We start from the raw sequence: 12498 nt of genomic DNA, 5'->3' as shown, positions 1-12498 counted from the left end.
TATCTCCGTCATGCTCCGAACAGCCGGCGCCGCAGCGCCGCCGCGTTGCCGAAGATGCGAATTCCCAGCACGACGATGATCGCGGTGGACAACTGCGTCCCAACGCCCAATTGGTCGCCCACATAGACGATCAGGGCGGCTACCAAGACGTTGAACACGAACGACACCACGAAGACCTTTGGGTCGAAGATTCGCTCGAGATAGGCGCGAAGTCCGCCGAACACCGCGTCGAGCGCGGCCACCACCGCGATCGGCAGATACGGCTGGATGGCCTCGGGCACGCTGGGGTGGAAAACCAGGCCCAGCACGATGCCCACGGCAAGTGCCGCAATTCCGATCATGCTGGCTGATTTCCCGTCGGCTTCTCTCCCCCGCACACCACTAATACCAGAGCTTCTCTCACTAGGGCCCAATCTGCTTGGCGAACTTGACATCTCGAATGGATCCGGCGGGCAGTGCCAGACCGTCGCCGACGTTGACGCTAACGCCGACACCGTAGGAGATCTCCAGCAGCTTAAGACGGCGCATGCCGGGGCTTCGGTCGAAGGCGTCTCGCATCGCGTGAGGCGGTCCGACAGCGAGGATGGTGTACGGGCTACTGGTGGGATTGTTGTCGACCAGAATCGCTCCACCGGCCTGGCGGATGGTGACATTCGGTCCGATCCGGACACCGTCGACCGAGACAGCCTCGGCCCCACTTGCCCACAGCGAGTTGAGCACGAGCTGCAGATCGCGGTCCAAGATGATTTGCTGGCTGCCGCTGACGCGCTGCTTGGATGCGTCGGAAAGATTGGGCCCGACACCGGGGTCGGTCACCGTCACCGTCAAGCCAGGGCCGATGACCGGTGTGCTGGCAGCCGCCAGATTGAGGGCGTCGAGCTGGGTCAGCAGCCGTTGTCCTTCGACGTCGTCGGCCAACGCCAGCCGCTGCACGTCGTCGACCTTCGCCGAGAGTGCGCTGCGCCGCTGGGCCAGTTCGGCGGCAGCGGCCTGAGTGGAACGCACACTGGTCACCAGCAGCTGCTGTGCCGCGTGCACGCCGGGGGCAACCAGGCGCGCTTGCGCGACCGCGGCAGCGAAAACCGCGGCGACCAACGTGGCCGCCAGGGCCTGCCACAGCCAGCCGAAAGCGCGGGCTCGAACAGTTCGCTGGGCGCCGGAACTCTCGCGTTTGGCGGCTGCCGCGGCGTAACCGGGATCGAGGTGGTCGGAAAGCAGGGCACGAAGCAGCGACGGCACCGGGTTCCGTTTAGGCCGCGCGGCGTGGGCACTGTAGCCGGCGTTGGGGTCATAGCCACCGAGCAGCCGGCCCACCTCAGCCATCCCCGCCCGCATTTCGGCCGACCGGCTGGAAAGTCCGGTGCTTGATCTTGGGAATCCGGCGCACCACCATCGTCATCTGCACGATGTAGAGCACAAATGCCCAGAGGTATGCATACAGACCCCAGATCAGAAACGCCCAGCCGCATGCCTTGAGCGCTCGGCTCCACAACGCATCCCACTGGCCCAGCAACAGCACCGGAAACCCGGCCATCAAAGCAAACGTGGCGGCCTTGCCGACGTAGGTGACCGGCAGCGCCGACACCCCCCGGCCCCACAGCGCCGGCAGAGTCAGGGCCAGCGCCGCGTCGCGGGCCAGCAGTGCCGCGATGAACCACCACGGCACGATCCCGCTCAGCCCCAGCACGATGGGCACCGTGATCATGTAGAGCCGATCAACGGCGGGGTCCAGCAGCACGCCCAGCCGGGACGACTGGTTGAGGAGCCGGGCGATCTTGCCGTCGGCCCAATCCGAGGCCCCGCTGAACATCAGAATCGCCACCGCCCAGCCATGGGCGGGCGCGATCAGCATTACGTAGACGAACACTGGGATCAGGGCCAGGCGGATGGCGCTCAGCAAGTTCGGTACCGTCAGCACCCGATTCTGTGCGAGCACTGGCTTCATGAGCGGTGACCTTAGCTGGGTGACGAGAGAGCCCGCATCACGGGCGCCGAACGCCCGAACGGGAACCTGGCCCCACGGTAGGGCACGAACATGAATCCGGCTGCACGGTTGCCGCCCCGGCTCACCGGAAAACGCCGGGCAGGCTCAGCGTAGAGAGAGTGTCGTCGGACAGTGGGTTGTCGTTGACCATGTAGGTCCATGTCGACGTGGGCCTGGCCAATTTGGACAGATCCAGCCCGGGCTCGTCTTCGAGAACGTTGGCGGTTTCGAAGGTCTGCTGTGCCGCCTCGATCGCGTCCGCGGCCAGCGAGGCAAACGCGTCCACCGCCATCCGGTGAAACTCGTCAAGCGGATTCTGCCGACCGAGCGCCCGCAGGTGAATGCTTTCCCGGATGTCGGCCAGGTATGCCAGGTGATCTGCCCAGCCCCGGTCGAGGTGATAGAGCATGATCATCCGACAGATCTTCTCGAGGCGGTCCTCGGACGCTGTCTCGGATAGCTCCTTGTACCGCTTGGGCGCCAAGTCCGCGAGTTCCTCGCGTGCGGTTGCGGTGCGCAGCAACGTGTTGCGCCGGTCGACGATGATGGCGCGCTGCTGGGCGATCAGTTGGTTGTAGCGCCAGGTGTTTGCGTGCACGTCGAGCATGCGGCCCTCGGCAACTCGCTGGGCGTGGTCGAGCAGCCCGGCCGCTTTGGCGCTGACGATCTGGCCGTCTTCGTCGGTTTCCATCGGAAGCTTGTTGCCGTCCAGGTTGGCCGCGACAACGTCGTCTTCCCAGCTCGAGAAGAACACCGATGATCCGGGATCGCCCTGGCGCCCGGCGCGGCCGCGCAGCTGGTTGTCCAGCCGTTGGGTGTGGTGGCGGCCGGTGCCCACCACGTGCAGCCCGCCCAGTTCGGCGACCTGGTCGTGGTCGGCTTCATCGGATCCGCCCAACCGGATATCGGTTCCACGCCCGGCCATCTGGGTCGAGACGGTGACCCTGCTCAGAGTGCCGGCCTCGGCGATGACCGCAGCCTCTTCGGCATCGTTTTTGGCGTTGAGCACCACCGCGGGAATGTCGCGGCGCAACAGCCGCTCGTGCAGATCTTCGGACTCGGCAACGTCGCGGGTGCCGACCAGGACCGGCTGTCCCGTGTCATGTACCTCGGCGATGTGTTCAACGATCGCGTCGTTCTTGGCCGCAGCGGTGATGTACACCCGGTCGGATTCGTCCTCACGAATGTTGGGGGTGTTCGGCGGTATCGGCGACACGCCCAACTTGTAGAATTGGCGCAGCTGCTCACCGGCCGCCAACGCGGTTCCGGTCATGCCGCACACGGTCACGTACCGATTGATCAGTGCCTGCACCGTGATGGTGCCGAGCACCTCTCCGGTCTCGGTGGTTTCGATACCTTCCTTCGCCTCCACCGCCGCCTGCAGCCCGTCGGGCCAGCGCTGCAGTTGTGCGATGCGACCGCGCGACGCGTTGATCAGGTGAACCGCGTCGTCTCGCACGATGTAGTGCACGTCGCGCTGCAGCAGCACATGGGCGTGCAGGGCCACATTGACTTCGGTCAGCGTGGTCCCGACATGCTCTTCGGAGTACAGATCGATGCCGCCCAGCGCCTTTTCGACCTTGCGCGCTCCGGCCTCGGTCAGGTGGACGTTGCGGCTGTCGGCGTCGGTGGCGAAGTACTCGTCGGCGTCCTTGTCTTTGACGAGTTGGCCCACCAGCTTGATGATCTCCAGCCGCGGTGTCTCGCGGTGAGTCGTCCCGGCCAGCACCAGCGGGACCAGTGCCTCGTCGACCAGCACCGAGTCGGCCTCGTCAATGAGCGCAACATCCGGATTGGGTGAGACCAGGTCGGCGACATCGGTCACCAACTGGTCGCGCAACACATCGAAGCCGATCTCGTTGACCGAGGCATATGTCACGTCGCATTCGTATGCGGCTCTGCGGTCTGCTCCGGTTGATTCGGCGGTGATCCAGCCGACCGTCAGGTCCATCGCTTCCAGCAGTGGCGCCATCCACTCCGCGTCGCGGCGGGCCAGGTAGTCGTTGATGGTCACGACGTGGACATGGCGACCGCCCAACGCGTAGCCAGCGGCCGCGATCGCGCCGGCCAAAGTCTTGCCCTCACCGGTAGCCATCTCAATCACGTCGCCGGCGAGCATGCGCAGGGCGCCAAGCAACTGCACGTCGAACGGTCGCAGCCCGGTCGCCCGCTCGCCCGCTTCCCGCGCGATCGCGAGGAACTGGGGAATGTCGGCGGAGTCGGCGAGGTCTTCCAGATTGAGCAGCCCGGCCGCCTTGCGCAGCTTTTCGTCGTTGAGGTCGGCGGCTTCTTTGTCGAACTCAGCTGAAGCGGTCACCTGGGCGAGCGACCGGTTTTGATTCTTTTCCGTTGTGGCGCCGAGCAGCCGCCAGAATCGGCTGCTCAGGCGGCCCGACTGGGCGCGCGTGGTCTTGGACACAGCCCAACGGTACGCGACGCCCAAACCGCGGCGAGCGTGCGTGTTTGTGCGCGACACGCCGGGCGCCGCTGTACAACTGCGCACGCTCGCTGCCCGCGACGCGCGGCGAGCCGCCTAGGCCAGGTTTGATCGGCGCGGGTAGGCGACGCTCGGGTCGGTGAGAACGTTGACGACGGCCGGAAGCCCGCTGGCGAAGGCGCGTTCCAGCGCGGGACGAAGTTCAGCGGGCGCGGCCACCAGCTCTCCGTGGCCGCCCAGGGCGCGTACCACTTCGTCGTAGCGGGTTCCCGGGCGCAGCTCGGCCACCACCGAATAGCCATAGAGCGCTTCCATCGGGTGCTTCTCCAGACCCCAGATGCCGTTGTTGCCGACCACCGACACGACCGGCACGTTGTGGCGGACCAACGTGTCCCATTCCATTCCGCTGAACCCGAATGCGCCGTCGCCTTGCAGCAGCACCACCTGACGCTCCGGCCGGGCCAGCTTGGCGGCCAGGGCGTAGCCGGGCCCCGATCCCAGGCAGCCGAACGGGCCGCTGTCGAGCCAGCAGCCCGGCTGGTAGCTGTCGATGACACGCCCGGCATAGGACCCGAAATCGCCCGCATCGATGACCACGATCGCATCGCGATCCAGCAGCGGCGCCAATTCCGCGTACACCCGCATGGGGTGCAGCGGGATCCGATCTTCAGCGAGTTCGGTCTTCTCCCGTTCGCGTGCCTCGGTCTCGGTGTCGCGCAGTTCGCGGATCCAGCTCTGATGGTCACCAGCATCAGGTCCGGTCAGCGCCGCCAGGATCTGACTCAAGTCCCCGTAGAGGCCGGCGGCAATGGGTCGTGGATGCTGGCGTTCGGGCTCGGCGCGGTCCACCACGATGAGCTGGGTCTGCGGCCCGAAGACTCCGCCGAAGCCCAGACGAAAGTCCATCGGCACGCCGACAATCAGCGCGACGTCGGCCTCGCCCAGCGCCTTTGATCGGGCCCGCGAAAAGGCAAGTGGATGGTCGGCGGGCACGACGCCACGCGCCATCCCGTTCATCAGCACCGGAATCTGCCGTTCTTCGGCAAGGCGCAGCAGCGCGCGCTCCCCGTGGCCCCACCAGACATTCGTTCCGGCCATGATGACCGGGCGCTGGGCCCGCGAGAGCAACTCGGCGGCCCGATCGATTTCCCGGCCGTTCGGGGCCGGGTGTTGTGCGGCTGCCGGTTGCTCGGTCAGAACGCCCGGCCGACCGTCATCTTGTGCCATGGAAAACACGTGGTCCATCGGGAAATCGACGAAGGCGACCCCGGAGTGGGAGCCCACCGCGGCCCGCAGCGCTTGGTCGACCAGGAGACCGGCATCCTCGGCGGACTGGGCGGTGGCGGCAAAGCGGGTCAACGGCGCCACAAACGGCACGTGGTCGATTTCCTGCAGCGAGCCCATCCCCCATCGCCCTGCCGGTGCCCGGCCCCCCAGGACCACCAGTGGCGACTGGTTCTGTTGGGCGGCGGCCATTGCGCTCATGCCATTGGTGACCCCGGGGCCGGCCGTCAGCGCCGCCACGCCCGGCACCCTGGTGACCTTCGACCAGCCTTCGGCGGCGAACGCCGCGGTCTGTTCGTGGCGGGTATCGACCAACCGGACGCCCTCGTCGCGGCAGCCGTCATAGAGCGAAAACAGATGGCCGCCCGATAGGGTGAACACGGTGTCGACACCGCTGGCGCGCAGCCTACGGGCGACAAGCCGGCCGGCATGAACGGTTTGGACTGGGGCGGCGTCGGTGCTCATGTCCGTCATATTTGGGAAGCCTAGCCACCTCCTTCGGGTACCTTCCAGGGCTCCGGCGTTGTTGATTAGCAGGCTTGTGAGCTGGGTTGATGATCTTTGGCGCCGCGCTATTGGGGCCGGAGTGTAGGCACGGGCTATCTGGAGAACGATCGAGTTGGTTACTGTTCGTCGTTGGTCTGGAGTTGCCCGTGCCTACCGTTTCAGTATTGCCTGTGTCGTCGGTTCCAGAGGTGTTCGACCGCTGGAGTCCTGGTGAGCGCAGCGAGCTCATCGGATCGGAGTTTCTCGATGTGTTGGCCTCGGTGCCAGACCCGAGGGACCCACGCGGTCGGAGGTATTCGCTGATGGCTTTGTTGGCGATCGCGGTTCTGGCCACTGCCGCGGGGATGCGCGGCTATGCTGGTTTTGCCACATGGGCGGCCACCGCTCCCGATGATGTGTTGGCCTAATTAGGGGTCCGGTTCCGGCGGCCCAGTGAGAAGACCTTCCGCGCTGTTTTGTCTCGGCTAGACCCCGCCGACCTCAACGCCAGGATGGGCAGTTACTTCACTGCACACGTGGCCAGCAGCGACCCCAGTGGATTGGTGCCGATCGCGTTGGACGGCAAGATGCTGCGTGGTGCTTTACGCGCCAAAGCGACAGCCACGCATCTCGTGTCGGTGTTCGCCCACCGTGCCCGATTGGTGCTCGGTCAACTCGCTGTCGCCGAGAAAAGCAATGAAATTCCCTGCGTACGTGCCCTGCTCACGCTGCTGCCGGGTAGCTTGCGGTGGCTGGTCACCGTGGATGCGATGCATACCCAGGTCGTCACCGCGAAGTTGATCTGCGCCACCTTGAAGTCGCACTACCTGATGATCGTCAAGTCCAACCAAGCCAAAATACTTGCGCGTATCACCGCGCTGCCCTGGGCCGAGGTGCCCGCAGCCGCTACCGATGACTCCCGCGGCCACGGCCGTGTCGAGACCCGCACCCTGCAAATCATCACCGCTGTACGAGGAATCGGCTTCCCCTACGCAAAACAAATCATCCGGATCACTCGTGAACGCTTGATCACCGCCACCGACCAGCGCAGCGTGGAGGTGGTCTATGCCATCTGCAGCCTGCCGTTCGAGCACGCCCGCCCTACCGCGATCATGACCTGGATGCGTCAACACTGGGGAATCGAGAACAGCCTGCACTGGATACGCGACGTCACCTTCGACGAAGACCGTCAAAGGGCACATACCGGAAACGGCGCACAGGTCCTAGCAACGCTACGCAACACCGCGATCAATCTGCACCGCCTCAACGGCGCCGACAACATCGCCGAAGCCTGCCGGATCACCGCTTTGACCGCCAACCGCCGCCTAGACCTCCTCAATCCACAATTCCCCAGCTCACAAGCCTGCTAATCAACAACGCCGGAGCCCTGGGGTACCTTCGCCGAAGGATTTGTATTGAGCAATCACCTCAACACCTCGACCGTGAGGAGTACCGATCTTGGGCCCGAAGCCGTTTACGCCCTCCATCGACTGGTCCAGTGCATTCGTAGATTCGGTGTTTTGGGTGGCTAAAGCGTGGGCGATCAGCGCCGTCTGCGTGATCGCCGCGTTGGCCCTCTTCAAGTTCTTCACGCCGTGGGGCCGGCAGTTCTGGCGAATCACCTCCGAGTACTTCATCGGCCCCAAAAGCATTCGCGTGTGGTTGATGCTCGGTGTGCTGTTGTTTTCGGTAGTGCTGGCGGTGCGACTGAATGTGCTGTTCAGCTACCAGGGCAATGACATGTACACCGCATTGCAGAAGGCCTTCCAGGGCACCGCCGCCAGTGACGAAGCGGTGAAACGCTCAGGCGTGCGAGGATTCTGGATGTCCATCGGGGTCTTCAGCGTCATGGCAGTAATACACGTGGCCCGCGTCATGGCCGACATATACCTGACCCAGCGCTTCATCATCGCGTGGCGGGTGTGGCTCACCGACCATCTCACCAAGGACTGGCTCAAAGGTCGGGCTTACTACCGGGATCTGTTCATCGACGAAACGATCGACAACCCCGACCAGCGTATTCAGCAAGACATTGACGTCTTCACCGCGGGCGCCGGGGGAACACCTAATCAGCCGTCCAATGGGACCGCCAGCACGCTGCTGTTCGGGGCCGTGCAGTCGATCATCTCGGTGATTTCCTTTACCGCGATTCTGTGGAACCTGTCCGGCACGCTGAATATCTTCGGCTTGTCATTCCCGCGGGCGATGTTCTGGACCGTGCTGATTTACGTCTTGGTGGCAACGATCATCTCGTTCGTCATCGGGCGGCCGCTGATCTGGCTCAGCTTCCGTAACGAAAAGCTCAATGCCGCTTTCCGTTACGCGCTGGTGCGATTGCGGGATGCGGCCGAGGCCGTGGGCTTCTACCGCGGCGAGCGGGTGGAAGGCGCACAGTTGGAGCGCCGCTTTCTACCGGTCATCCGCAACTATCGCCGATATGTCCGCCGCAGCATCGCGTTCAACGGCTGGAACTTGTCCGTGAGCCAGACCATCGTGCCGTTGCCCTGGGTGATCCAGGCGCCGCGATTGTTTGCGGGGCAGATCGACTTCGGCGACGTCGGCCAGACGGCCACGGCCTTCGGCAACATTCACGACTCGCTGTCGTTCTTCCGTAACAACTATGACGCATTTGCCTCTTTCCGGGCGGCGATCATCCGTCTGCACGGCTTGGTCGATGCCAACGAGAAGGGGCGCGCACTGCCTGCGGTATTGACCAAGCCAAGCAGCGACGAGTCCGTCGAACTCACCGATGTTGAGGTTCGCACCCCCGCTGGAGATCGATTGATCGACCCGTTGGATGTCCGGCTCGACCGCGGCGACTCACTGGTGATCACCGGCCGGTCGGGCTCTGGCAAAACGACGTTGCTGCGCAGCCTGGCCGAGCTGTGGCCGTTCGCCTCGGGAACTCTGAGCCGCCCAGACGGTGCCAACGACACGATGTTCTTGTCGCAGCTGCCCTATGTGCCGTTGGGCTCGCTGCGAGTCGTGGTGTGCTACCCGAATTCCCCTTACGACATCCCGGACGAGGCTGTGCGCGACACGCTGACCAAGGTCGCCCTGGCTCCGCTGTGCGACCGCCTCGACGAAGAACGCGACTGGGCGAAAGTCCTCTCTCCCGGTGAGCAACAGCGGGCGGCGTTTGCCCGGATTCTGCTGACCAAACCCAAAGCCGTCTTCCTTGACGAAAGCACGTCGGCGCTGGACACCGGTCTCGAGTTCGCGCTCTACGAGTTACTGCGCAACGAGCTACCGGACTGCATTGTGGTCAGCGTCAGCCATCGACCCGCGCTGGAGCGACTGCATAACCAGCAGCTCGAACTGCTCGGCGGCGGCCCTTGGCGGCTGGGTCCGGTGAACCAGGAGCCGGCACCGGCCTAACGACGCCCCGCTCCCGGCGGAAGCGGCAGCCTTTTCGCCAGAGCCGACGAGCGGTCCCATTCATCAGAGCTATTGCATGGCGAATTCATGGCCCGCCACCGACCTCGGCGTCAATTGCGGATATCATCCGGCAATAAATCTACGGCTCACCATCCGGTGAATCAATCGGCATCTTCGGGGTGCTAATTCAACCGGTCAGGAATTGTTTATCTTCTCGTCATCGCCCACCATGGCAGGCCGCCGCGATACTACTGGAACCCACTCTCCCGCAGCCTGACTGGACCACCCGCGGCCGGGCGCATGGCGCACCGACACTGACCCGGGCGATATTCCGAGTGTGATGAATATTCGGGCATCAACTTGCCTCGATCGATCCGCCTATTGCGCTATATCGCTGAAAGTCATTCGTGTCTCAACAATTCATCGAACCCGCAATTAAAATGGTTTCCAATTAGGACATTTTTGGCATGCCGTCGCGTAATGTCCCGACCCAACCTCGTTAGCGGCAGGTTTTTCTGGCCGATCCAGCGAGATTCATTGGTATTTGGTTCTGGGAGGAGAACGTGATGGCGTTTGTGCTGGCGGTGCCGGACATGGTGGCGGAGGCTGCGGCCGATCTGGCTGGTGTCGGGTCGGTGATCGATGCCGCGAATACGGCCGCGGCCGGGTCGACGACGGGGATCGTGGCTGCCGCTGAGGATGAGGTTTCGGCGGCGATCGCGGCGTTGTTTTCCGGCCACGGTCAGGCGTATCAACAGATCAGCGCTCGAGTCGCGGAGTTTCACGCCCAGTTCGAGCGGGTCTTCGCCGCCGGTGCGCAAGCCTATTCCGGCGCCGAAGCGGCCAACGCATCGTTCCTGCAAGACCCGCTGCAAACTGCGCTCAACGCCATCAACACACCAGTGCAGGACTTGACCGGGCGGCCGTTGGTTGGCAACGGCGCCAACGGTGTGCCCGGGACCGGCGCAAACGGGGCGGCCGGCGGCTGGTTACTCGGCAACGGTGGTGCGGGCGGCTCGGGTGCGGCCGGCCAGGCCGGCGGCGACGGCGGGGCCGGTGGGCTGTTGTTCGGCCCCGGCGGGGTGGGCGGAGCCGGTGGGGCGAGCTTCCTGACCGGCGGAACCGGTGGTGACGGTGGGGCCGGCGGCATGGGCGCAACCGGCGGTCACTCGGGTGGTGACGGCGGCGCCGGCGGGGACGCAGGCCTGCTTTTCGGCACCGGGGGCGCCGGTGGGGCAGGCGGTCACGCCTTTGACGGTGACGGGGGCGCCGGAGGGGCCGGGGGCAACGCGGGACTCATGTTCTCCAGCGGCGGGTCCGGCGGGGTCGGTGGTGCCGGCTCGATCGACGGCGGAGCGGGCGGCGCCGGCGGGGACGCGGGCTGGCTGGGCGGCGGCGGGGCCGGCGGCGCCGGCGGCTTCGGCACGATCAGCGATGGAGGCGCCGGCGGCCGGGGCGGCGGCGGTGGACAGCTATTGGGTAACGGCGGAGCAGGCGGCGCCGGCGGGCAGGGCGGCAATGATGGTGGCGCCGGTGGCCTCGGGGGCAATGGCGTCCTGATCGGCAATGGCGGCAACGGCGGAGTCGGCGGAGTAGGAGAAACGCCGGGTGGTGATGGCGGCGGCGGAATCAGCGGGCTACTGCTGGGCGCAGACGGATTCAACGCCCCGGCGGGTAGTTCCCCCGTGCACGCCCTGCAACAGCAGGCGCTGGCTGCAATCAACGCACCCGTGCAGGAGCTGACCGGGCGCCCGCTGATCGGCAACGGCCTGCCCGGTTCCGCGGGTAGCGGGGCGGCTGGCGCGCCGGGCGGTTGGCTGCTCGGCGACGGCGGAGCTGGGGGGTCTGCCGCTGCGACCCCGGGAGCCGCCGGCGGTGCCGGCGGTGCGGCCGGGCTGGTGGGTGCCGGCGGTGCGGGCGGTGCCGGCGCGAATACGGGGATCAGCAACCCCGGATTCGGCGGGGCCGGTGGATTCCTGCTTGGCGACGGCGGGGCTGGTGGAGCCGGTGGGGCCGGGGCCGGCGCCGGCGGCGGTGTGGGCGGGGCTGGTGGTGCCGGCGGACTGTTGGGCGCCGGTGGGACCGGCGGAGGCGGCGGAGTCGCCCCCTCATTGGTTGACGGCGGCACCGGAGGCGCTGGGGGTGCCGGCGGCGCTGGTGGTCTGTTCGGCGGGATTTTCGGCGCCGGCGGCGGTGACGGCGGGGCCGGTGGATTCACCGGCGGCATTGATGGTGCCGGCGGGGCCGGCGGGAATGCCGGCCTGCTGGGCGGCCCGGGCGGATCGGGCGGCAGCGGCGGCGACGGGATTGCGAAACTGGGATTCAACGCCGACGGAGGCGCGGGCGGTGCCGGCGGCAACGGCGGGTTCTTGTTCGGCAGCGGCGGGACCGGCGGGTTCGGCGGGGTGGGCGGAGTCGGCACCAGCACGGGTATTGGTGGTGCCGGCGGACGCGGCGGCAATGCCGGTTTGCTGTTCTCCGACGCCGGGTTCGGCGGGTTCGGCGGCACCGGCGGCGGAACCGGCGGAACCGGTGGGAATGCCGGGTGGCTCGGGTCGGGCGGGTCCGGTGGCGCCGGCGGCGGTTCCAGCGGCGATGGTGGCGCCGGCGGAACCGGTGGCTCCGGCGGACAAATAGTCGGTGATGGCGGCGCGGGCGGCGCCGGCGGGCAAGGCGACCTTCTTTCGGCCGGCGGCAGCGGCGGAGACGGCGGCCAGGGCGGCGACGCCGTGTTGATCGGCACCGGCGGCAACGGCGGCAACGGCGCTTCCGGAGTGCTCGCGGGTATCGGCGGCGACGGGGGCAGCCGTGGATTGCTGCTCGGCGAAGACGGCATCAACGGCGAAGCCGCCCCTCCGATGACGCACATCGTGTTGCTCGGCGGGGATTTCCCGGCGGCGGCTAGCTAGCGGTGCCGGACGGCCGCGGC

At 66.3% G+C, this 12498-nt stretch carries 7 protein-coding genes and 1 pseudogene; 3 read left to right on the top strand and 5 right to left on the bottom strand.

Annotated features, from left to right (window positions below; genetic code table 11):
• Window positions 1–8 precede the first annotated feature (8 nt).
• The 5 genes from CKW46_RS14155 to CKW46_RS14135 all read right to left on the bottom strand — a co-directional run bounded on the left by CKW46_RS14155 (window position 9) and on the right by CKW46_RS14135 (window position 6170).
• Window positions 9–341 (bottom strand): small basic family protein, encoded by a 333-nt coding sequence (locus tag CKW46_RS14155; RefSeq protein WP_012394415.1) that lies wholly within the window; start codon window positions 339–341, stop codon window positions 9–11.
• Window positions 342–402: 61 nt separating this feature from the next.
• Window positions 403–1323 (bottom strand): DUF881 domain-containing protein, encoded by a 921-nt coding sequence (locus CKW46_RS14150; protein ID WP_482053286.1) that lies wholly within the window; start codon window positions 1321–1323, stop codon window positions 403–405.
• Window positions 1316–1945 (bottom strand): CDP-alcohol phosphatidyltransferase family protein, encoded by a 630-nt coding sequence (locus tag CKW46_RS14145; protein ID WP_015355490.1) that lies wholly within the window; start codon window positions 1943–1945, stop codon window positions 1316–1318. Before CKW46_RS14145 ends, CKW46_RS14150 begins: the two co-directional genes overlap by 8 nt.
• A 121-nt stretch (window positions 1946–2066) precedes the next feature.
• Window positions 2067–4403: an accessory Sec system translocase SecA2 gene (gene secA2 / locus CKW46_RS14140; RefSeq protein WP_015355489.1), complete on the bottom strand. Its 2337-nt coding sequence runs from the start codon at window positions 4401–4403 to the stop codon at window positions 2067–2069.
• Window positions 4404–4517: 114 nt separating this feature from the next.
• Window positions 4518–6170, bottom strand: a complete 1653-nt coding sequence (locus CKW46_RS14135; protein ID WP_240274887.1) for an acetolactate synthase — start codon at window positions 6168–6170, stop codon at window positions 4518–4520.
• 188 nt (window positions 6171–6358) lie between these two features.
• On the opposite strand from CKW46_RS14135, the pseudogene CKW46_RS14130 reads away from it, so the two are divergent.
• The 3 genes and pseudogenes from CKW46_RS14130 to CKW46_RS14120 all read left to right on the top strand — a co-directional run bounded on the left by CKW46_RS14130 (window position 6359) and on the right by CKW46_RS14120 (window position 12478).
• Window positions 6359–7561 (top strand): annotated as a pseudogene (locus CKW46_RS14130) (ISAs1-like element IS2404/ISMul1 family transposase).
• Between the two features lie 88 nt (window positions 7562–7649).
• Window positions 7650–9569, top strand: a complete 1920-nt coding sequence (gene bacA, locus CKW46_RS14125; RefSeq protein ID WP_117436714.1) for a vitamin B12 ABC transporter pemease/ATP-binding protein BacA — start codon at window positions 7650–7652, stop codon at window positions 9567–9569.
• A gap of 566 nt (window positions 9570–10135) precedes the next feature.
• Window positions 10136–12478 carry a PE family protein gene (locus CKW46_RS14120; protein ID WP_482053285.1) on the top strand — a complete coding sequence of 781 codons (2343 nt, stop codon included), beginning with the start codon at window positions 10136–10138 and terminating at the stop codon, window positions 12476–12478.
• Window positions 12479–12498 lie beyond the last annotated feature (20 nt).

Origin of the sequence: Mycobacterium liflandii (assembly GCF_022354805.1) — a bacterium.
Classification (GTDB): domain Bacteria; phylum Actinomycetota; class Actinomycetes; order Mycobacteriales; family Mycobacteriaceae; genus Mycobacterium; species Mycobacterium marinum.
The sequence above is the reverse complement of the archived record's forward strand: the minus strand, read 5'-3'. Positions and strand labels throughout refer to the sequence as shown.